General features: G+C 67.4%; 4 protein-coding genes. All 4 read right to left on the bottom strand.

The window, feature by feature from the left end:
• Positions 1 to 6 precede the first annotated feature (6 nt).
• Genes J1G34_RS17430 through J1G34_RS17415 form a run of 4 tightly spaced genes read right to left on the bottom strand, consistent with a single transcriptional unit; the run spans position 7 to position 23,940 of the window.
• Positions 7 to 1,650, bottom strand: coding sequence for a cyclic peptide export ABC transporter (locus tag J1G34_RS17430; protein WP_122483145.1), 1,644 nt, complete (start codon positions 1,648 to 1,650; stop codon positions 7 to 9).
• The gene (locus J1G34_RS17425) at positions 1,650 to 5,432 is read right to left on the bottom strand and encodes a non-ribosomal peptide synthetase (protein WP_222994408.1); all 3,783 of its coding nucleotides are present in this window, start codon (positions 5,430 to 5,432) and stop codon (positions 1,650 to 1,652) included. The genes J1G34_RS17430 and J1G34_RS17425 overlap by 1 nt, the downstream gene beginning before the upstream one ends.
• Positions 5,429 to 14,458, bottom strand: a complete 9,030-nt coding sequence (locus J1G34_RS17420; RefSeq protein WP_222994407.1) for a non-ribosomal peptide synthetase — start codon at positions 14,456 to 14,458, stop codon at positions 5,429 to 5,431. The genes J1G34_RS17425 and J1G34_RS17420 overlap by 4 nt, the downstream gene beginning before the upstream one ends.
• A 2-nt stretch (positions 14,459 to 14,460) precedes the next feature.
• Complete coding sequence (locus tag J1G34_RS17415) at positions 14,461 to 23,940, bottom strand: non-ribosomal peptide synthetase (RefSeq protein ID WP_222994406.1); 9,480 nt, start codon at positions 23,938 to 23,940, stop codon at positions 14,461 to 14,463.
• Between the last annotated feature and the right edge of the window lie 50 nt (positions 23,941 to 23,990).

The raw sequence follows: 23,990 nt of genomic DNA, 5'->3' as shown, positions 1-23,990 counted from the left end.
AAGCGGCTACCTGACCAACTGGAAAGGGTTCTCGCTGCTGTGGTCATAGTCCACCAACTGGCCGTAATCAAGCCGGTAGATGCGATCGGCCACGTCGAAGTAGCGGTCATCGTGGGTGATGGCGATGACCGTTTTCCCGGCCGCCTGCAACTCGGGCAGCAGCTCGTGGTAGAACACATGGCGGAACACCGGATCCTGGTCCGCCGCCCATTCGTCGAGCAGCAGCACTTCGCGACCCTCCATCATCAGCAACAGCAGGGCCAGGCGCTTGCGCTGCCCCTGTGAAAGGGCCGTGGTGGACAGGCGCCCATCGACGAACTGCACCTTGTGCGCCAGCCCCAGGCGTTGCAGATAGTGATCGACCCGCTCCTCCAGACCATCGAGCTGGCCGTTCTCACCGAGCACATCGGCGAACAGATAGAAGTCGGCGAAGATCGCCGCGAAATGCTCGCGGTGCCACTCGCTGTTCGAGACATCCAGTGTCACGCCATTGAGCGCGACCGTACCCTCGCTGGGCTGGTAGAGCCCGGTCAGCAATTTGGCCAGGGTCGACTTGCCGCTGCCATTGCCGCCGACGATAAAGATCAGTTCGCCACGGCGAACGTGCAGATCGATGGGGCCCAGCTGGAAGGCGAATTCGTCGCTCTGCCCGGGGTAGCGGTATTGCACGTTGCTCAGGCGCAACTCACGGAAAGGCTCGGCGGCCTTGGGCGGCATGGTGAAGTGCACCGTCTCGCCCAAGGCCAGGTCATCGATGGCCTGCAAGGCCACATGGCCGCGGATCACCGCCGGGACGGCATCGAGGATCATCGAGATCGGTGTACGCAGGAACATGATCGCCAACACGTAGCCCACCACCACCTCCTGGCTCAGCAGCCCGAGGCCCTGACCGAGGAAGAACAGCGTACCGATCAGCACGAACACCAGCAGCGACGTCCAGTTCAGGTTGATCGCCCACAGGGTATCGGCGCGTACCGAGGCCTGCAGCGAGGCCTGCGCGATCGGCTCCAGGCGCTGGTTGTACAACATCTGCCGACGCTCCCGGCTCAAGGCCAGTTCGCAGCGGCCGTTGATAGTCGCCTCGAACTGCTCGGTCAACCGGTCGTCTTGCTGTCGCACCTGCTGCATCAGGCGCTTGACCTTGCGCCCGAGCAGCACGTCGAGCAGCACGCCGAAGGCGATCACCACCAGGGTCAGGGCGAAAAAGGGCAGGCTCAGCCAGGCCATGTAAGCCAGGCCAACCAGCAGCAGCAAGCCGTTGTACAGCGAGATCGGCAATTGCTTGAAGGCCGTGGCCACGGTGGTCACGTCCTTGGTCAGCGCGTTGAAAATGCGCGAGCTGCCCAGTCGCTCGATGCGCTCCAGGGCGGTGCCCAGCACCTTGCCCACCAGGCGCAGGCGCAACTGATAGACCAGGCGATGGCCAATCTGCACCAGCAGCCACTGGGCCAGGGTGCCGCTGACGAACAGCAACAACAGCAGGCCGGCGAACAGCGCCAGCGCCTGGCTCAGGTCATCCGGCCCCTGCTCCAGGCTGCGGTTGATATAGCCGATCAGGCCAATGCTGCTGGCCGCACTCAAGGCACTGCACAGCACCGCCAGGAAAATGCGCCAGCGCGCATCATGCAGCAGTTCCTTCAATAACATCATCAGTTCGATACCTTCTCGGCTGGGTGTTGCGGCGCAATGCTTGGCGCCAGCAAGGACAACAGATCCGTGCTCAGGCGCGGCTCGGCAACAATCGCATGATGGCCGACATCCAGGCTGCGATAATGCAGCGCCTTGCGCGTGTGCGCCTGCCAGGGTGTACGCAGATCACCGTGGGCATTGCTGCGCCACAACCAGATGGGCACATCGACCACCGGTAAGGCCTGTTCGTACAGGCGCGTCTTGATCGCCCGGTAGCGCACCATCACGGCGTGCAACTCGGCATCAGCGCCGTGGGATTGCAGATGCTCACGCACCTCGGCGTCGGCCAGCATGCGGGTCACGCCCTCGGCATAATCGCAATCGGCCAGTTGCCGGGCCAGACGCTCGCGCAACGTATCGCCAAGCGGCCGCGAACGGGTGCGACACAGGAACACCAGGTCGGCGAGCAACTGGCCACCCTCGTCGCCGTCGCCTGCAAGGCTGCGCTGCGGATCATGATCCACCGTGGCCAAGGCCTTGACGGTGAAGCCGGCTGATTGCAGGTGCGCAATCAACAGCAGCGCCAGGCGCGAAGCCAGGCACCAGCCCAGCACCACCAGCGGCCGCTGCTTGAGCGACTCGGGAATGCTCTGCACATAGCGCTGCAGCAGGCTGCCCAGATCCTTGCTTTCCCACCCCTCGTCAAATGCCGCCAGGCCATAAACGGCCTGGGTTTCGCCAAGGTGCTCCACCAACGGTCGGTAGTCTTTCAGGTGGCCCTCCGCGCCATGGACCAGGAGCAAGGCAGGCGCCTCACCGGCCACATCGTTCAGCACCTGCCAGCCCTCGCTACTCGCGTCCTGATCAAGGCTCTGCACCAGTTCGCGCACGGTCTGCCGTTCGAACAGCAGATTAGTTGGCGGATTGCGCCCCAGTTGCTCGCGAATCAGTGCCACCACCTTGATTGCCGCCAGGGAATGCCCGCCCGTGGCGAAGAAGTTGTCGGTCACGCCGAGATCCTCGACACCCAGCACGCGGCACCAGATTTCCAGCACGGCGCTTTCCAGTTCGCCGACCGGGGCTACCCGCGCACCTTGCAGGCGCTGCCGGGCACGCTCCAGCAGCGCCTGGCGATCGAGTTTGCCATTGCTGCTCAGCGGCAGGGCTTTCAGGGCGAAGATGCCGGCGGGCAGCATGTAGTCCGGCAGTTGTTGGGCCAAATCGTCGCGCAGCAGGTTCGCGGCCCTGCCCTGCCCTGGCTCCTCCACAACGAAGGCCAACAGGCGCTCACCATCCAGCAGCACCGCCGCCTGCTGCACACCCGGCAGGCCGCGCAACGCCTGTTCGACCTCCGCCAGCTCCAGACGAAAACCGCGAATCTTCACCTGCTGATCATTGCGCCCGAGAATGCGCAAGGCGCCATCGGCCTGGCGCAACGCCAGATCACCGGTGCGATACAGGCGCGCGCCGGACCGCAGGTCTTGGCCGAATGCCGAACTGCCGACATCCCCCAGGTAGCCGCGGCCGACACTGGCACCGGCCACGCACAACTCGCCCGCCTGCCCGGAAGGCACGGCGCGCTGTTGTTCATCGAGCAGATAGATGCGGTTGTTGCCGAGCACCTGGTTCAAGGCCGTGCCGCTTACCCCCTGCTCGCTGTCGATGGCCCGCCAGAGCACGCCGACCGTGGTTTCGCTCGGCCCGTAGTGGTTGTACAGGCGGCAACCAGACCCTGCCTGTGCCAGCCGCGCCAGCAGGCTCTCGCCCACCGCTTCGCCGCCAAGCACCAGCACCTGACGCGGCAGTACACCCTCCGGCGGATGCTCGCCGATCAATGCCTCAAGGTGCGATGGAACGATCTTCAGCACATCCAGCGGATGCTCGCGCAGTTCCTCGGCGAAGGCCTGCGCATCGGTGACGCTGGCCTGGCTCAGCAGGTGCACGCAGCCGCCCTGCAACCAGGCCGGGTACAGCACGGTATTGCCCAGGTCGGCGAGCAGCGACGACACCAGCCCGTAGTGAGCACCTGCCGGCAGATCCAGCGCGTGAGTGATCTGGCTCGCGTAGTGGCGTAGCTGCCCCTGCTCGATCTGCACGCCCTTGGGCTTGCCGCTGGTGCCCGAGGTGTAGAGCACATAGGCCAGGTGCTGCGGCGCGCTGGTCACCGGCGCAGCGAGTGGTGCAGCGCTGCTGGCCTTCGACCAGGCCAGGCTGGGCACGTCGCAGACCAGGCTCGACTCATCCAGGTGCAGCACAACAGCAGGCTTGGCATCCTCGAGAATGCTGGCCAGGCGCAGCGGTGGCAGCGCCGGGTCCAGCGGCAGATAGGCCGCGCCCGCCTTGAAGCAGGCCAGCATGGCGACCAGCATCTGCGCGCCACGCGGCAGCAGCAGCGCCACCACCTGGTCAGGGCCAGCGCCGGCCTGCTGCAAGCTGCCGGCCACCCGTTCGCTCAGCTCATCCACGTCGGCATAGGACAACAGCTGCCGGCCATCGCGCAGCGCCGGGCTGCGCGGCTGGTGGCGCGCATGGGCACGGAATCGATCGACGATATCGACGTCCGCCGGCAGTTCCTCGCCAGTCACTGTGGGCTGCGCCTCCTCCGTCAGCAAGGCATCCAGGCCGTCCAGCGGCGCTTGCGGCGCCTGCAGCAGTTGGCCGATCCAATGCACGTAACGGCGCAGCAAGAGCTGCATCTGCTCACGGCGATACAACCCGGTGTCGTACACCAGCGCCAACTGGCCCTGGCCGGACTCATCCAGCAGCCAGTGCAGTTGCAGTTCCACCGGAGTGTCGAAGGACAAGGCCTGCAAAGCCTGTACCTCGGTCAGATGTTGCACGCGCAGCCCGGCCTGGTAGCTGGCGCGCCACTCCGGCAGCAGCTCGGCCTGGCCGAGGTACTCCTGCCAGAGCACGGCGCTTTCCAGTTGCCGGGCCAGTTGCCGGGCCAGGTTGACCCAACTGGCATGCTCGGACAAATGCACCTGCATGGGCAGCGTTTGCTCGAACAGCCCGTAGGCGCCCTGCAGTTCCTCATAGTCGTCACGCGGGTCGTGCTGCAGGCCCAACTGCGCATGACGCTGACCGTTCAGGCGGCCGAGCAAGGCGCCCCAGGCTGCCAGGGCGAGAGGCTCGATGGCCAACCCCTCGCCTCCGGCCAGTGCCTGCACGGCACTGCACAGTGCAGGTTCGAGCGCCTGCTGCACGCAGCCACGGGCACCGCTGGCCATGCCATAGCGTTCGATCAGGCGCAGCCCCGGCACCTCCTGCAGGGCCAGGTTGCGCCAGAACTGCACGCCCTGCTCGGCGTCCTCGTCCAGTTGCAGGCCGGCGATCCACTCGGCGTAGTCGCTGTACTGCATCGGCTCGGCCTCCAGTGCCGCGCCCTGCCCCAGCAACTCACGGCGCAGTTGCTCAAGGCTGTGCAGATCCAGGGAGCAGGCCGGCAGCGCCAGCCATAGCTGTTCGTCGCGCCACCAGGCCAGCAGGTCGGGCTGCTGTGCCTGGCACTGGGCCTGGGCGTCGCGCTGCCAGGCCGTCGCATCGGTGCCGGCACCCGCCTGGTGCCAGTCCAGGCGCAACTCGCCCGGCTCGGCCACGCGCTGGCGCAGGCCAGTGGCGCCGAGCGGGCGCTGATAACGCAGGCGTAGCGCATCGTGTTGGCCCAGGGTGTCACGCAGACGCTGTTCGACCCGCTCCGGCGCAACGCCGGCGAGCGTCATGCGCACCCAGCGGTACGCCTGCGGGCTGGCCTCGGCCAATTGCTTCTGGGCCGGGGAAAGAGGCAGGCCAAGATCCATCATGGTGTCATCTCCAGAGCGTTTTCCTCAGCCGTAGCCGGTGCGGCCGCGACCTGATCGCGGCGATAGATGTCGCCCATGGCGACGACGATGCGCCGCTCACCCTCGAAGGGGTCGCGGGCATGGGCGGCGAGCATGTTGTCGAGCATCACCACATCGCCGCGCTGCCAGTCGAAGCGCACCGCACAACGCTCGTAAGCGGCATTGATCGCCTCGATGGCAGCCTCTTCCAGTTCGCTGCCATCACCGTAGAACACCTGCCGGGGCATGACGCTATCGCGCCCCTTGAGGAATTGCTCACGGATATCGGCATCGAGAAACGCCGGATGGTAGAGCTGGATCTGGTTGAAGAAGCTGGCATCGCCGGTCAGCGGGTGGAGGATCACCGCCGGACATACCTGGCGCGTGTGCAATTGGTTGGCGCCGCGCCACTCGAACTCAATCCCGCCCTCATGACAGATGCGCTCGGCCTCGGCACGCTCCTCCGTCTGGAAGAAGTGCTGCCAACTGACATCCAGGCTGGCGCTGAAATTGCGCACGTACATCAGTTGCTTGCGACGCAGCTTGACCTGCAGCCAGGCCGGCAGCTCGCGGTACACCTCACGGCTGTCGACGATGGGCGTGGCCCCGCCGCTGGTGGCCGGCGTCTCGCAATAGAACCACTGCCGGCGCGGCCAGCGATGCTGGTGAGCGCTCTCGTTGTGGAACATGATCATGCGGTCCTTCGGATAGGGCGTGGACTTGTAGATCTTGTTGCCGCCCTCCTTCTTCGGCAGATCGCCGTACTCGCCGTACAGCTGCGGGCACAACGCCTGGCAGAACTGCTCGAAGTCCGCCGGGGTCGGCAGATCGAAACCACGGAAGAGAATCCCGCCGTGCTCGCGCAGCCAGACTTCCACCTGCTCGCGATGGTTCTCGGCCCACACGGCGGGGGCCAGCTCGCGCTCGCGCAGTTGCACCAGCAGGGGGAAGCTGGAGCCGGCACGCAGCGGCCGGGTTTCGATCGGTGTGGCCGCGGCAGCCGGGCCATTCTGGCGCAGCTTGCCGAGCTTGCTCATCTTGCGTTGCAGCGGGTTGTCCGTGGTGGTGGACATGGCAGCGGCTCCCTTGGAAGGCAGAGGTAAGGCATCGATGGGGCTGTCCGGCGCACCCAGCGCAGCATCGAGCAGCGCCAGGAAGCTGTCGCGCAAACGCTCGATGGTGGCTGGGCGGAACAGGCTGGTGCGGTACACCCAGCGCAGGCTGAGGGCATCGCCGTCGGCAGCGGCGAACAGCGCCATATCGAACTTGGAGTGTTGTTGTTCACGGCTCAGCGGCGTGACCTCGAGGTTGCCGAGGCGGCGCGGCTGACGCGGCGTGTTGTCCAGCACGAAAAGGGTCTGCAGCAATGGATGCTGGTTGGCCACACGCGGCAGGTCGAGACATTCCACCACCTGCTCGAACGGTGTGTCCTGCCAGGCGAAGGCATCCAGGCAGACATCGCGCACCAATACCGCCTGCTCACGGAAGCTCAGCTCCGGTTGCAGGCGAATGCGCAACGCCAGCAGGTTGACGAAGAAGCCGATCAGCGCCTCGGTAGCCGGGTGTTCGCGGTTGGCCACGTCGGTGCCGATGACCAGGTCGCGGCCCTGGGTTTCGCGCTGCAGCACGGCGGCATAGACGGTCAGCAGCAACATGAACAGCGACAAGCCGCTGTCACGCTGCAAGGCCTCCAGGCGTGCCAGCGTCGCCGCCGGCAACTGGAAGTCCAAGGCCGCGCCACCGCCGCTATCGCGCTCGCCGCGTGGGAAGTCGAACGGCAACGGCACCTGGCTCGGTACGCCGGCCAGGGTACGTTGCCAGAACTGCTGGCCCTGGCGCTGACGGGCGCGCAGCGCCGCTGAAACCTGCCAGGCGGCATAGTCGACGTACTGGATCGCCAGTTCGCGCTCCACGGGCAGCCGGCCCTGGCTGTAGGCCTCGTAGCCTTCAACCAGCTCACCGATCAGCACCGAGCCGGACCAGCCGTCGGAGGCGATATGGTGCAGCACCAGTTGCAGCACATGTTCCTGCTCGCCCAGGCGATACAGCACCGCGCGCAGCGGCGCCTCAACGCTCAGGTCGAACGGTCGCGTGGCCATCTCATGTTCAGCCTGCGCCCACTGCGCCTGGCTCAGGGTCGCCAGTTGCAGCGTCAACGCAGAATCCGCCTGGATGCGCTGGCGCGCCTCGCCCTGCTGCTGATGGTAGGTGGTGCGCAGGATCGCATGGCGTCGTATCACACGCTGCAAGGCCCGCTGCAACGCCTGGGTATCGAGGGCGCCACGCAGGCGCACGTTGCTGCTCATATTGAAGCTGCTGTCGCTCGGCTGCAGTTGCTGCATCAGCCAGACCCGTTGCTGCGCAGGCGACAGCGGCTGGTCGATGTGCTGATCGACCCGCGCGATGCTCAATCCAGCCGGGTCGATGGCGGTGGCCTGGGTTTCCACGCGCGCCGCCAGCTCCGTCAGCGAAGGCGTCTCGAACAGCCAGCGCAGCGGCACCTCGAAGCCCTGCTCGCGCAGACGCGAACGCACCTGCGCGGCCATCAGCGAGTGCCCGCCGAGCTGGAAGAAATGCCCATCGAGCGGCACCTGCTCGAGCTGCAGCACCTGGCCCCAGATCTCGCTCAGCAGGGCCTCGCTGGCGCTCATCGGCCGCTGCGCGCTGCCGGCTGCCGCCTGCTGCTGGTTGCGCAACTGCGGCAATTGCTGGCGATCCACCTTGCCGTTGCTGTTGAGCGGCAATGCCGGCAGCGCTTGCAGGTGAGTTGGCAGCATATACACCGGCAGACGTGCCTGCAGATGTTCACGCAACTCGTCTGCGCTCGGCTCGCCAGCCAGACTGGCAACCCAGAACGCGGCCAGGTGCTCACCCTGCACCGCCACCACCGCCTGGGCGACCCCCGGGTGACCGAGCAGCGCCGCCTCGATCTCACCCAGCTCGATACGGAAGCCGCGCAGCTTGATCTGATCGTCGCTGCGGCCCAGGTAATACAACTGCCCATCGGCCTGCCACCGGGCCACATCGCCGGTGCGGTACAGGCGCCCGCCAGCGCCGCCGAACGGGTCGGCGATGAAACGCTCGGCGCTCAGCGCCGGCTGCCCGGCATAACCACGGGCCAGCCCAAGGCCTGCGATATACAGCTCGCCGGCACGGCCTGGCGGAACCTCACAGAGGAACTCGTCGAGCACATGGCAGCGCGTGTTGAGCAGCGGCCGGCCAATCGGCACCACCGGCTGATGCAGCGCCTCAACCGACGTATAGGTCGACCAGACGCTGGTTTCGGTTGGCCCGTAGACGTTGATCAGGCAGCCGACGAGCGGCTTCAGCTCGCTGGCCATTTCCGCCGCCAGGGCCTCGCCGCCGGCCAGGGCGACCCGCCCGGCCAGCACCTGGCGATCGCCCTGCAGCAGCATGGCCCAGGTCGCCGGGGTGGCCTGGATCAGCTCCACCGCCCGCTCACGGATCAACTGCGCCAGCAGCAGCGGGTCTTGGCGTTGCTCGTCATCGGCGAGGACCACGCTGCCACCGCGCACCAACGGCAGGCACAGTTCCAGGCCGCTGATATCGAAGGTCACGGTGGTCAGCGCCAGGTAGCGCTGCACGCCGTCCAGCGGCAAGGCGCGCTCCATCGCCAACAGGAAGTTGGCAAAGTTGCCCCGGCTGATCTGTACGCCCTTGGGCTGCCCGGTGGAGCCGGAGGTGTAGAGCGTGTAGGCCAGTTGCTGCAGGTGCCTGGGCAGCGCCGGTGCATCGGTCGGCTGCGCCTGCAACGCCAGGTCCTGCCAGAGTTGGCAGCGCAACGTGGCCGGGAGATGCTCATCCTGAAGGTCGCACAGCAGCAGATGCGGCCGTGCCCGCTGCACGATGGCCGCCTGCCGCGCAGGCGGATGGCTCGGATCGAGCGGCAGGTACTGCGCCCCGGCCTTCTGGATGCCCAGCAGGCAGACCAGCAGGCGCTCGTCGCGCGGCAGGCAGAAGGCGATCGTGGACTCCGCCGTCACACCTTGCGCCAACAACCAGTGCGCAAGCTGGTTGGCCTGTGCCTGCAACTGCCCGTAGCTCAGTTGTCGGTCGCGGCAGAACACGGCGGTGCGCTCGGGATGCAAGGCGGCCTGAACCTCGAAGCGGGTCACGAAATCCGCCTCGACGTTCAGTTCGGCAGCGTCGCCCGCGCTGTGCAGGCGTTGTACCGAGCGCAGTGGCAGCGTCAGCAGCGGCTGCTGCAGATCGAGATGCGCCAGGCTGGCCAGCACACCCAGGTAGTCGTCCACCAGGCACTGGATGCGGGCCGGGTCGAACAGCGCGGTGGCGTACTCGACGATCAGTTGGCTGCTGGCCCCATCGCCGCGGCCCTGGCTGAACACATTGAAGGTCAGGTCGAACTTGGCGCTGATCGCCCCCTGCGGCAATGCCAGCGGCGCTACCGTGACGCCCGGCAGTTGCAGATTGCGCTCGCCGAGGTGATCGACCTGGTAGTTGAACATGGCCTGGAACACTGGCGTGCGGTCGAGGCTGCGCTCGACCTGGAGCACATCGAGCAGGCGCTCGAACGGCAATTGCTCATGGGCCCGGTCATCTGCCAGGCGCTGGCCAAGGCGCCGCAGAAAATGCTCCAGGCTTTCCAGCCCATCAAGCTGCACGCGGTAGGCCAGGGTGTTGACGAACAGACCGACCAGCGCCTGGCTGTCCGCCGCCTCACGCCCGGACACCGGCAAGCCGATGGCGAAATCGCGGCGCCCGGCGTGTTTCCAGAGCAGCAGTTGCTGCGCGGCGAAATACAGCACGAAGGGGGTGACCCCAAGCTGCTTGGCACGGGCCGCGATTGCCGAGGTCAGCTCGCCGGGTAACGGGAACTGCTCGCGCGCGCCGGCATACGCCTGCACTGCCGGGCGCGGGCTTTCGCTGAGGGCCAGCGGCTCGTCACTCAAGCCCTGCAGGCGCTGCTGCCAGTAATCGAGCAGTACCTGGCCGGCATCCCCTTCCAGCGCCTGGCGCTGCGCTTCGATCACTTGCAAAAGGCCCGTTCCGGGCGCGGGCTGACGGCCCTCATAGAGAGCGGCCAGATCCTGCACCAGCAGCCCCATGGACCAGCCGTCCACGGCGATATGGTGGGCGTTGAACAGCAGGCGATAGTCGTCTTCAGCGAACTGGAACAGGTCGATGGCCACCAGCGGCCCCTGGGCCAGGTCGAAGACCCGTTGCGCAGCCAGGGCAATCGCTGCCTCCCGTGCATCTGCCGGCGAGGCGCGCAGATCGTGCAGGGCGAAGCTGGCCTCGGGCGCCTCCACCAGGCGCTGACGCACCTGCCCGTTGTCCTCGAAAAAACGGCAACGCAGGGCTTCGTGACGTTCGATCAGGCTCAGGCAGGCGCTGCGCAGGCGTGGCACGTGCAGTTCACCCTGCAAGACCAGCAGTTGCGTGACGTTGTAGGCAGTGGTGTCGGGTTCGAGCTGCTGCATGAACCACAGCCGCTCCTGGGCATGGGACAGCCGCGCCACCGCGCTGGCCAACGCTGGCGACGTTTCTGCCGGCTCGTTGCGGGTGGCAGGCGCCGGCTCCAGCGCGGCCGCCAGTTGCCGCGGCGTGGGGTTTTCCAGCAACTGGCGCGGCATCAGGCGCAGGTCGGCCTGGCGCAGCCGGGCGATCAGTTGCAGGCTGAGAATCGAATCGCCACCCGCGGCGAAGAAGTCATCGTCCAGCCCCAGTTGCGGCTGGCCCAGCAGTTCGCGGAAGGCCGCCAGAATACTCGCCAGACGCGGTTGCGCGCGGCAGTCGGCACTGGCTGCCATGGCCGCCAGGGTCGGCTGTTCCAGCACGTCGCGCGGCTGCAGCCGGAGCCCTTCGCGCGCGGCGAGGCCGATCAGCTGCAAGCTGAGAATCGAATCGCCGCCGAGGGCGAAGAAATCGTCCTGGCGAGTGACCGCGGCGCAGCCGAGCACCTGGCACCACAGCCGGGCCAGCAATTGCTCGCTGACGCCCTGGGGCGCCTGCCCGCCCGCGTCCACCGCCCCGTCGGTTTCAGGCTCGGGCAAGGCACGCCGATCCAGCTTGCCATTGGCGGTCAGCGGCAAGGCATCCAGGCTCGACCAGTACGCCGGCTGCAGCGGTTCGGGCAGTTGCGCCCGGGCCTGCGCCTGGATGGCGCTCAGTTCGTCCGGGGTCAGGCGCGGCGCGAAATAGGCCACCAGTTGCATGCGCCCCTGAATCTCGCGTGCCAGCACGGCGGCTTCGCGTACCCGCGATTGCCGGCTCAGCCAGGCACTGACCTCACCGGGCTCGACGCGAAAACCGCGAATCTTCACCTGATCGTCCTGGCGCCCGAGGAACGCCAGACGCCCATGGTGATCCAGGCGTACCCGATCACCGCTGCGGTAGAAACGCTGCCCTGCGTCATCGATGAAGGCGGCGGCAGTAACATGCGGCTGGCCAAGGTAGCCCAGCGCGACCTGGGGGCCACCGATCAGCAACTCGCCCGCCACGCCGCGCGGCACGGGCTGGCCCGCCGCATCGACGATACGCAGCTCGGCACCGGCCAATGGCTGGCCCAGCGGCAGGTAAGCGCCCTGCCCGGCCTCCGTCACCTCGCCACAGACCACACCGATGGTGGTTTCCGACGGGCCGTAGTGGTTGAACACGCGCAACTGCGGCGCCAGTTCGCGGATGCGCGCGAACAGCGCCGCATCGAAGCCTTCACCGCCCAGGATCAGCAACTGCCGCGGCAGTACCCGCCGGGCATCGTCCAGCGCCAACAGGCCACGCAAATGCGAAGGGGCGATCTTCAGGCAGTCCAAGGGATGTTGGGCCAGAAAATCGGCCCAGCCAGGTGGATCGAAGGCCAGCGCGGCCTCCGGCAGGATCAGCGGATCACCTGAGTGCAAGGCGGCGAAGACGCAGGTCAGGCCGAGGTCGGCGGCGACCGTGGCCAGGGTCGCCCAACGGCTGCCGGCGCTGGCCTGCAGGCGCTGGCTGACGGCAGCGGCGTAATGCGCCAGGTTGGCATGGCTGACCAGCACGCCCTTGGGCTGGCCGGTGGAGCCCGAGGTGTAGATCAGGTACGCGGCCTGCTCGGGCTGGCTAAGGCTGGGCACAGGTTGGCACGGTGCGGGGGCGGCGAGATCGGCGGCGCTCAGTTGCAGACGCGCGACCGCGCCGTTCAGCGCTGGCGCCTCGGCCAGGTTCAGCAGCAGGCTCGCCGCGCTGCTTTCAAGCAGTTGCTGCAAGCGCTGCACGGGCTGCGCCGGGTCGAGGAACAGGCAGGTCGCCCCCCGTTGCCAGCAGGCCAGCATCGCCAGCACCTGCTCGGCGCTGCGCGGCATGCACAGCGCGACTACCTGGCCGGGGCCGACGTGCTGCTCGGCCAGGCGCAGCGCCAGTGCCTGCACGGCATTGGCCAGATCGCCGTAGGCCAGCGACTGCCGCGTATCGCACAGGGCGGGCGCCTGCGGCGTGCGCGCGGCCCACTGCCGCACCTGTCGATCCAGCGGTTCAGGGCTGGCGCCCAGCGCGGGGCCCTGCAGTTCGCTGCCCGGCGAGGCCAGGCGCAGTGCCGACAAGCGCTGCCCGGGATTGACTGATGCCTCCTGCAGGATGGCCTGCAGATCGTCGAGCAGTTGGTCGGTGGTGGCCGCCTCGAACAGCTCATCGCTGTATTCCAGCTCGCAGCGCAGGCGCTGGTCGGCGCAACGCAGCAGACGCAGGGTGAGATCGAAACGGGCATGGCGCTGCGGCGGGTCAAGCACCTCGACGGTCACCCCCGGCAGGCTCAGGGTGCGGCTTTCCGGCAATTCGACCTGCACGAACATGGCCTGGAACAGCGGGCTGGAACGCGGCCGGTCGAGGGCTTCGAGGATCTTTTCATACGGCAGGGTCTGCTGGTCGAACGCCGCCGCCACGCTGTCGCGGGTGCGCAGCAGGGCGCTGCGAAAGTCCGGGTCATCCTCCAGGCGCTGGCGAATCACCAAGGTGTTGAGCAGCGGCCCGATCAGCGGCGCCAGCTCGGGGCGATCGCGTTGCGCCACCGATGTACCCAGGCACAGGTCACGCTCGCCGCTGTAGCGCGCCAGCAGGCAGGCGAAAGCGGTCAGGCCAAAGATGTACAGGGTCACGCCCTGATCGCGGATGGCCCTGTCCACCTGCGCCGACAAGTCAGCCGGCAATTCGCGCACCCGTACCGCGCCGCTATGGCGACGCTGGTTGGCGGGCGGACGCGGATGATCGCAGGGCAAGGCCAGCGCAGCGGGCGCATCGGCCAACTGGTTGCACCAGTAATCGAGTTGCTGGCGGCAGGCGTCGCTGGTCAGCCACTCGTGCTCCCAGGCGGCATAGTCGGCGTACTGGATGTCGAGCGGCGGCAACTGGGCTGGCGCGCCCAGGCTCGAGGCACGGTAGCCCTCGGCCAGCTCGCGGGTCAGTTGCTGGGCCGACCACGCGTCGTAGGCGACGTGGTGGATGGTGAAGAACAGCCAGGTGCTGCCCTGTTCGGCATCGCTGAACGCGCGCCAGCGCCATGGCACTTCGCGGCTCAGGTCGAAGGGCTCGGCCAGTTGCCGGGCGTACTCGTCGGCGCACCATTGCTGCGGGTCGGCAAGCGCCTCGCGGGGTAGCGGCTCGACCGCCGGCAGGCCCGCCGTCCAGGGCTCGCAGTGCGCCTGCAAGTGGCCTCCGGCATCGGCCACGTAGCGAGTGCGCAGGATCGTGTGCCGCTCCACCAGTTGCTGCATGGCCTGCTGCAGGCACGCCAGGTCCAGACGGCCATCGAAGCGCAGCACCGAGCAGAGGTTGTACAGCGCACGGCTGCTCAGGGCCTCGGCCGAGAGAAAACGCAGTTGCGCATGGGCCAGCGGCACCGCTGCACCCTCCCCGCCAGCGACCGGGACGATGGGCAGGCGCCAGCTATCGATGCCCTTCTCGGCCAGGCGTTGGCGGAACATTTGCTTCTTGTCCGCCGGCAGTGAGGCCAGGCGCTGGGCGATCTCGATAAAGGCCTGTTGGTTGGTCACATTCATCTTCAGTCTTCCATCTCTGCCAGCAAACGCTGCATCTCATCCAGTGCCTGGTCGGTCGAAGGCCGCTGCGGGTTTTCGATCTGTTCGGCCAAGCCGGAAATGGTCGGATTATGGAACAGGCTGCGCAACTCGACCTTCACGCCGAAGCGACTCTCCACCCGGGTCATCAGGCGCATCGCCAGCAGCGAATGGCCACCGAGTTCGAAGAAGCTGGTGAGCACGCCGACCTGCGGCAGATCGAGTAGCTCCTGCCACAGCTCGGCCAGTTCGCGCTCCAGCGCCGTACGCGGCGCCACGCCTTGCTCGGCCTGCGCTTGCGGCGCCGGCAGGGCCTTGCGGTCGATCTTGCCGTTGGCATTAAGGGCGAAACGCTGCACCTGGATAAACCCGCCCGGCACCATGTAAGCGGGTAGCAGGCTTTCCAGATGATGGCGCAGCGCCACCTCGTCGACCGGGCTCGCGGCCTGCAGCCAGGCGAACAAGCTGTGGCTGCGCGCATCGAGCATGACCACCGCCTCTTCCACCCCGGGGTACCGGCGCAGCAGCGATTCGATCTCACCCGGCTCGATGCGAAAACCACGCACCTTGACCTGGAAATCGGCGCGGCCGACATAGGCCAGGTGCCCATCGCTGCGTCGACGCACCAGGTCACCGGTGCGGTACATGCGGCTGCCAGGCTCGCTGGCGAACGGATCGGGCAGGTACGCCGCTGCGGTGATCGCCGGCGCCCGCTGGTAACCACGGGTCACCCCGCTGCCGGCGATATACAGCTCGCCGGTGCTGCCCAGCGGCACTGGCCGCAGGCATTCGTCGAGCACGTAGCAACGGGTGTTGAGCAGCGGCATGCCGATATCGGCGACGCCGGCCGGTACTTCCCGCAGCGCCTGGGTGGTCGACCAGACGGTGGTTTCCGTCGGGCCATAGGCGTTGATCAGCTTCACCCCCTTGGCCTGCAGCACACTCACCAGCTCGGCCGGCACCGCTTCGCCGCCGATCAGGCCGCGCAGGGCCGGCCAGTCGTCACGCCCGGTTTCCAGCAGGATCTGCCAGCCGGCTGGGGTGGCCTGGAACACCGTGGCACGGCGCAGCAGATCGAACAGACGGTGGCCATCGACCACCTGCTCGCGACGCGCCAGGAGGATGGTCGCGCCCTTGAGCAGCGGCAGGAACAGCTCCGGCTTGCACATATCGAAGGCGTAGGTGGTGCTGGCCAGCCAGACGTCCTCGGCCGTCAGTGGCAACTGGCGGTCAAGGCCGGCAAGCAGGTTGCTCAGGTTGCCACGGGTCACCTGTACGCCCTTCGGCGTGCCGGTGGAACCCGAGGTGTAGATCACGTAGGCCCGCTGCAGCGGCGACACCGGTAATGCCAGGTCGTGTGCCGGCTGTTCGTCCAGCGGCAGGTGGTCGACGGCCAGGCTGTCGACACTGCCGAGCACGTCGGCGCAGGCGTGCTCGCTGAGCACCAGCTGCGGCCGCGCATGCTCGATGATGAAGCGCAGCCGTTCGCCCGGTTGCTGCGGATCCAGCGGCAAGTAGGCCGCCCCCGCCTTGTGGATCGCCAGGATGCTGGGCAGCAGCCACGGGCCACGGGTCAGGCACAGCGCGACCAGATCGTCGCAGCCGACACCCTGGGCGCGCAGCCAGTGGGCCAGGCGGTTGCTCAAGGCATTGAGCTGGGCATAGCTGTAGCGTTGCTCCTGGCAATCCACGGCCAGCGCATCCGGGGTGCGCAGGGCCTGGCGCTCGAAGCGCGCGATCAGATCCTGCGTCTCGCTCAGCGCATGCGCCGGCAGGTTCCACGTGCGGCGTGTCAGGGCATGATCGGCATTTGCCAGGTCGATATCCCACAGCCGCGCCTCGGGCCGCGCCAGCATGCCGTCAAGCAGGTGGCAGTACTCGTCGGCATAGCGTTGCATGGTGCTGGCGACGAACAGCTCGGTGTTGTACTCCAGCACGCAGTGCCAGGTGCTGCCGTGCTGCTCGATATGCAGGCCGATGTCCACCAGGGCGCTGTCGCTCTCGACATTCAGGCGCTGCGCCGGCAGGCCGGCAAAACCCTGGCCGACCGCCGCTACGTCATCGCGCTGGATCAGGTTGAACAGCGCCTGGAACAGCGGCGTATGGCTGAGATCGCGGCGTACCTGCAAAGCCTCCACCAGCCGCTCGAAGGGTACGTCGCCGTGCTGCTGCGCGGTCAGGTGGGTGGCTTGCAACGCCTGCCAGAACGAGGCCACAGATTGCAGTGGGTCGATCTGGCTACGCAGCACCTGGGTGCTGGCGAAATAGCCGATGAGGTTGTCGGTGTGCGCCTGCTGACGCTGCGCCACCGGCAGGCCGATCCACAGCTCGCGCTGCCCCGAATGCCTGGCCAGCAGCACTTTCCATGCTGCCAGCAGGGGCGCGAAGGCGGTCAGGCCATGACGCTGCGCGGTGCTGCGCAGGCGTTCGACCAACTCGACGGGCAGCTCGAAACGCAGGCGCCGCCCGTGGTAGCCCTGCTCGGCAGGACGTGGCAGGTCGGTGGGCAGGTCCAGCACCGGCGGTTCGCCGGCCAGGGCCTGCCGCCAGTAGTCCAGCTGCGCTTCAATGCGTGCCTGCCCGGCAGGCGTCTGCCAACTGGCGGCGACATCGCTGAACTGCAGCGGCAGCGGCGCCAACGCCGCCTGGGTTGCGCTCAGCTCGGCCTGGTAAAGACGTTGCAGCTCATCGAAGAAGATCTCCAGCGAGCGGGCGTCGGCGATGATGTGGTGCAAGGTGGCCTGCAGCACACTCTGCCCTTCGCCCTGATACAGCCGCACCCGCCACAGCGGCGTTGCGCTCAGGTCGAAGGCGCGCTGCGCTTCCTCGCTCAAGGTGCGGGCGAAGGCCGGCGACTGCACATCCTGCTGCAAGGGCTCGACGCTGAGCAGCCTGCCGTGCAACGGCACGACCTGCTGCTGCGCGCCTGCTTGCGTCTCGCTGAACACGCTACGCAGGCTGTGCTGGCGCTCCACCAGTTGTGCCAAGGCGCGTTCCAGGACTTCGGCTTGCAGCGTACCGCGCAGGTGCATGGCCAGTGACAGGTGGTAGGCCTGGGTGTCGCCCTGCAAGCGGTCGAGGAACCACAGCCGCTGCTGGGTGAAGTGCAGCGGCGCCGGCGCCTCGCCGAATCGCCGCAGGATGCTCTCGCCTGCGCCCTCGGCAGTGGCCAGGCTGGCCGCCAGTTCACCCAGGGTCGGGCACTCGAACACGCTGCGCAGCGGCAGTTGCCGCTCGTAGCGCTCGGCGATGCGCGCCACCAGCCGTGCCGCCAGCAGCGAATGGCCGCCGAGGGCGAAGAAATTGTCGCCGGCGCCAACCGCGTTGCAACCGAGCAGCTCGCACCACAGTTCGGCCAGTGGCGCCTCCCAGGGTTTGCTCAGCTCGCCGTCGCGCTGACCTTCATGTTGGTTTGGAGCCGGCAGCGCCTTGCGCTCGACCTTGCCACTGGGGCTCAACGGCAAGCTGTCCAGGCGCACGAACTGGCTCGGCAGCATGTAATCCGGCAGGTGCTGCGCCAGCTGCACGCGTAGCGCGGCGTCGTCCAGATCAGCATCCGCCGCCTGCGTGACCGAGTAGTAAGCCACCAGGCGCGCGCTGTCGCCGCTGCCGAGCAGCACCACGGCCGCTTCCCGCACCCCGGTGAGCCGCGCCAGCAAGGCCTCGATCTCGCCCAGCTCGATACGGAAGCCACGCAGCTTGACCTGAAAATCCAGGCGCCCCTGGTAGTCCAGGCTGCCTTTGGCGTTGCGTCGCACACGGTCGCCGGTGCGGTACATGCGCCCCCCCGGCACAAAAGGATCAGGCAGGAAGCTCGCCGCGCTCAGGGCAGGCGCGGCGAAATAGCCACGCCCGAGGTTGGCACCCGCCAGGTACAGCTCGCCGGAAACGCCCGGCGCCACGGGTTGCAAGTCGGCGTCCAGCACATAGGCGGCGGTATTGGCCACCGGCCGGCCGATCGGCACCTCCACCCCGCCGCTCTCGCCCTGCCGCGGCTCGAAGGTGCTGTAGACGGTGGCCTCGGTCGGTCCATAACCGTTGATCACCTGGGCACCACGCTGCTCCATGGCCTCGGCCAGCGCGCACGGCAGGGCCTCGCCACCGGAAATGGCGCGCACGCCCTGCCAACTGCGCCCGGTGTGCGCCACCAACATACGCCATGTGGCGGGTGTGGCCTGCATTACCGTCGGCTGGCCGGCCTCGATCAGGCGGTCGAGGACGTGCGGGTCGCGTGCCTGCTCACGGTCGGCGAGCAGGATGCTGGCCCCGCGACTCAGCGGCAGCAGCAGCTCGACGATGGCGATATCGAAGGTCGCGGTGGTCAGTGCCAGCACCCTGTCCTGCGCCGTCAATGGCAGCACCTGCTGCACGCCGAGCATGAGGTTCATCAAGTTGCCACGGGCGATGGCCACGCCCTTGGGCTGGCCGGTGGAACCCGAGGTATAGAGCACGTAGGCGAGCTGGGCAGGATGCACGCTCGGCGCGCGGTAGGGCGCGGTGGTGGTCAACGCATCGATATCCAGCAGTTCGACGGCACTGCCCCACTCTGCCAGCTCCGCCAGGGCCTCGGCATTGGTCAGGCACAACCGCGGCTGCGCATGGGCAAGGATGTAACGGCCGCGCTCGGCCGGGGTGTCCTCGGCCAGCGGCACGTAGGCGGCGCCAGCCTTGAGAATGGCCAGCATGGCCATGGGCAGCCGCGCATCGCGCGGCAGGCGCAGGGCCACACGATCCTCGGCACCGACGCCACGGGCCTGCAAGGCAGCCGCCAGGCGTTCGGCCGCCTGGTTCAGTTCGGCATAAGTCAGGCGCTGTTCGCCGGCCTGCACGGCGATGGCTTCGGGCTGCTCGGCGACCTGCCGTGCAAAGGCCTGCAGGATGTCTTCCCGACCCTCCACGGGCTCACCGTGCAAACGCGCCAGCGCGCGCTGCTCAGGCTGCCAGGCGAGTTCGCCCAGTACCTGCTGCGGTTGTTCGAGCACGGCATCGAGCAGCGCCAGATACTGCTCGAGCATCACCTGCGCGGTCTGCTCGCCGAACAGCTCGCTGCTGTACTGCAGGCTCAGGGCGATGCCGTGTTCGCTGTCGCGCACGTCCAGATGCAGGTCGCACAGGGCGCTGTCCGGGCGATTGTCGAGCGGCTCGGCGATCAGATCGGTCAGCTCGAAACGCTCCAGGGCATGGCCCGGGAAGTAGTTGAACATGGCCTGGAACAACGGGTTGTAGCTGACCTGGCGGGCCACGCCGAGCTGTTCGATCAGGTAATCGAAGGGCAGGTCCTGATGCGACTGCACCGCCACGGACAGCGCCTGCAATTCGCGCATCAGTTGCAGCAGGCTGACCGTGCCGGAGAGCTTCTGGCGATAGACCAGGGTATTGACGAAGCAGCCCACCAACGGCTGCAACGCCGCGTGATGGCGGTTGGCGGCCGGCACTCCGACGAGGATGTCGTGCTCGCCGCTGCGGCTGCGCAGCAGCAGCTGGAAGGCGCAGAGCATGGGGATGAAGTTGCTCCAGCCGTGGCTCGCGCTGAATGCCCGCAGGCGCGCCGCCAGCGCGTCCGGCAGGCGTTGCTCGACGCGCCCGCCGGCCTGGCTGGCATGGGCCGGCCGGGGGAAGTCAGCGGCCAGCTCGAGCACCGGCAATTCGCCGGACAACTGCTCGCGCCAGTAGGCCAGCTCGTCCTGGCAGGCGGCGCTGTCCATCCACTGGCGTTGCCACAGGGCATAGTCGGCGTACTGCATCGGCGCCTCGGCCAACGCCGGTTTACGCCCCTGGCGCAGCTCGCGGTAATGGCTGCAAAGCCCGTCGATGATCAGTTGCAGCGACCAGCCATCGGCGGCGATATGGTGGCAATTGAGCGCCAGCACGTGCGCCTGCGGCCCGAGGCGATACAGGCAGGCACGCAGCAGCGGCGCGCTGTCCAGGGCAAACGGAGTCATCGCGTCCTGGCGCAGCAGGTCGTGCAACTGCGCCTCGCTGGCCACCTCGATCAGCGGCAAGGCCAGCTCGGCCTTGGCGAGTATGACTTGCGACGGTTCACCGCCGTCGCTGACGAAACGGGTACGCAGGACTTCGTGCTGATCGACCAGGGCCTGCAAAGCTGCCTGCAGGTCAGCGACATGCAGGTCGCCGCTCAGGCGCACCGCGCCGGCCAGGTTGTAGGCCGGGCTTTGCGGCTGCAGTTGCTGGAGGAACCACAGGCGCTGCTGGGCGAACGACAACGGTAGGGTCTGCGGACGCGGCAGGCGCATCGGCGTGGTTTTCTCGCTGGCCTGCTGTTGTTCCAGCCACTCGGCCATAGCGGCGATGGTCGGGCGCTCAAAGACCACACGCAGGGGCAGGTCCTTGCCGCTGAGCTTGCCTATCTGGCCGATCAGTTGCGTGGCCAGCAGCGAATGCCCGCCCAGCTCGAAGAAATGATCCTCAATGCCGACCCGCGCGAGCCCCAGCACGCCCTGCCAGGCTTCGGCCAACTGCGCTTGCAGCTCACTGCGTGGCGCCACGTAGCGCGCCTCGCTCTGGGCCGCGAAGTCGGGCGCCGGCAGGGCCTTGCGGTCGATCTTGCCGTTGGCGTTGAGCGGCATGCGCTCGAGCAGCATGAAAGCGCTGGGCAGCATGTAGGGCGGCAGGTTGGCGGCAACGAACTCACGCAGCGCCTCGATGGAGGGCTGCGGCTCGGCCACCAGGTAGGCGACCAGCACCTTGGCGCGCTGCTGGTCGTCACGGGCCAGCAGCACAGCTTCACGCACGCCGGGGTAACGGGTCAGGCAGGCTTCGATCTCGTCCAGCTCGATACGGTGGCCGCGAATCTTCACCTGGTGGTCGGTACGACCGACGTACTCCAGCTCGCCATTGGCCAGGAAACGCGCCAGATCGCCGGTGCGATACAGGCGGCTGCCGTCGTTGGCGATGGGGTCGGGCAAAAACACCGCCGCCGTGCGTGCCGGGTCGGCCATATAGCCACGGCCAACCCCCACGCCGGCGACGAAGATTTCACCCACCGCCCCGCGCGGCACCGGTTGCAATTCGGTATCGAGCAGGTACAGACGGTTGTTCAGGGTGGCGCGACCAATCGGCACACTGCTGCGCGCCTGGGCCAGGCGCTCGGTGAGCGGATGGAAGGCCACGTCGTCGGAGCATTCGGCCGGCCCGTAGGCGTTCATCAGCGGGATGCCGGGGTAGCGCTCGAACCAGCGCCGTGCCAGCGCCGGTGGCAGCGCCTCGCCAGTGGCCAATACCCAGCGTAGTGCCGTGCGCTCCAGGCCCGCCTCGAGCAGGCTCTGCATCAGCGACGGCACCGCTTCGAGAATGCTCACGCCATGGCGAGCGATGGCCTCGGCCAGGGCCTCGGGGTTCTGCATCACGCAGTCGCCGAGAATCACCGTGCGCGCCCCCAGCACCAGGCCGGCGAGGGTCTGCCAGACGGAGATGTCGAAGCACTGCGGCGCGCTCTGGGCGATCACGTCATCTACATTCAGGCCCAGGCCCGGCACCTTGCCGAGCATGTTGTTGAGCATCCCGGCGTGGGCCACCATCGCCCCCTTGGGCGTGCCGGTGGAGCCCGAGGTAAAGATGCAGTAGGCCAGCGACAGGCCATGCACGGGGATGTCCAGGTCGGCATCGCTGTAGCCGCCCAGGGCCGCTGGCTCGTAGCGGATCGCCGCCGGCGGCTGCGCCATCGGCTGCAGCGCCTGCTGTGCCAGCTCACCCTGCTCCACGCCATGCAACAGCAGCGGCGAACGGCTCTGGGTGAGCACTTGGGCCAGGCGTTGCGGCGGATTGCGCGGGTCCAGGGGCAGCCAGCCGGCGCCAGCCTTGAGTGTGGCGAGGATCATCACCACCAGGTCGAGGCCACGCTCATCGAGCAACGCCAGCAGGTCGCCGTCCTGCACGCCATTGGCGCGCAGATGACGGGCCAGTCGGTTGGCCGCCCGGTTCAACTGATCGAAGCTCAGGCTGCGCTCGCCATGCACCACGGCAATTCGCTCGGGGGTGCGACGCACTTGCTGTTGCAGGCGCTCGACGTACAGCGGCTGCAGTTGCGCCGCGTCCGCCGCCAGGTCACCGCTGGCCCAGGCGTGCTGTTGGGCGATCTCCGCCGCATCGAGCATGGCGATGCGTTGCAGCGGGATATCCGCCTCGCTGGCCAGGCTGTCGCCCATGTTCAGCAGCAGCGTGCGGAAATGGCGCAGCATCTGCTCGACTTCCTCGCGCAGGAACCAGTCGGTCTGGTAGGTCAACTGCAGGTGCAGGCGCTCGCCGGGCACGATCACCACGGTCACCGGATAGTTGGTGTGGGTGCGGTTGGCCATGTCGCTGATCAGGTAGTCCAACTGGCCCTGGCGCAGGCTGGCGGAGATCGGCGCGTTCTCGAACACGAACAGGCTCTGGAACAGATCCTGGCGCTGTACCTCGCTCCAGCTCTGGATCTGCGCCAGCGACACGTTTTCATGTTCGCGCAGGCTCAGGTTCTCGGCCTGCAAGGCCTTGAGCCAGGCACCGAGGGGCTGCTGCGGTTGCCAGCTCCAGCGCAGCGGCAGGCTGTTGATGAACAGCCCGACGATGCTCTCCATGCCCTGCATGTGCACCGGGCGCCCGGCCACGGTGACGCCGAACAGCAGGTCACGATTGCCACTGTAGCGCGCCAGTACCAAGGCCCAGGCACCCTGCACCAGGGTGTTGAGGGTGATGCCCAGACCGCTGGCGGCCTGCTGCAGGCCCTGGGTCTGCTCGACGCTGAGGTGCTCGACGCAATCCTCTACCGGCTCCGGTGCATCGATCACGCGGCCAGGGTGGCCGAAACCGAACGAGGTGGGGGTGTCGAAGCCGGCCAGGCGCTGCTGCCAGAAGGCCTGATGATCCTCAGGCTTGTGCTGCTCCAGCCAGCGGATGAAGTCGCGGTACGGGCGTGGCTTGGGCAGCTCCAGACGCCGTCCCTCGCGCGCGGCGCGGTAACCGTCGAGAAAGTCCATCATGATGATGGAGAAGCACCAGGCATCCATGAGGATGTGGTGATAGCTGCGCACGAACTGGTAGGTGTCCGGGGCCAGCTTGAACAGGCGCACACGCATCAGCGGTGCCTGGGTGAAATCCAGCCCCTCGCGACGCTCCTCGGCCAGCAGATGTTCCAGACGCGCCTGCTGCTCGGCCTCGTCGATAGCCGACCAGTCCTCATAGCTGATCGGCAGTTCGACCTGCTTGTGCACCACCTGCATCGGCCGCTTCTGCTGCTTCCAGACGAAGGAGGTGCGCAGCAGCTCGTGGCGCTCCACCACCTGTGCCCAGGCCTGGCGGAACGCCTGCAGATCGAGTTGCGGCAGCACCATCACATGGCGGTACTGCAGCAGGTACATGCCCTTGCCCGGGTGCATCAGGCTGTGAAACAGCAATCCCTGCTGCATGGGCGCCAGGGGATAGATGGCCTCGATATTGCGGGAAAGTGCTTTGACCTTGTCGTTCATGTCGAGGGTCTCCTTGCCATGGGCTGGGGATGTGGGGGCGCCGGGGGTGC

The sequence above is a fragment of the Pseudomonas sp. Wu6 genome (assembly GCF_019891515.1).
Taxonomy (GTDB): domain Bacteria; phylum Pseudomonadota; class Gammaproteobacteria; order Pseudomonadales; family Pseudomonadaceae; genus Aquipseudomonas; species Aquipseudomonas orientalis_A.
This window is presented reverse-complemented; position numbering and strand designations above follow the sequence as displayed.

Bases quoted from the DNA above. Each gene is read 5' to 3' on its own strand.
- J1G34_RS17415 (WP_222994406.1), bottom strand. From the start codon at position 23,940: ATGAACGACAAGGTCAAAGCACTTTCCCGCAATATCGAGGCCATCTAT.
- J1G34_RS17425 (WP_222994408.1), bottom strand. From the start codon at position 5,432: ATGATGGATCTTGGCCTGCCTCTTTCCCCGGCCCAGAAGCAATTGGCC.
- J1G34_RS17430 (WP_122483145.1), bottom strand. From the start codon at position 1,650: ATGATGTTATTGAAGGAACTGCTGCATGATGCGCGCTGGCGCATTTTC.
- J1G34_RS17420 (WP_222994407.1), bottom strand. From the start codon at position 14,458: ATGAATGTGACCAACCAACAGGCCTTTATCGAGATCGCCCAGCGCCTG.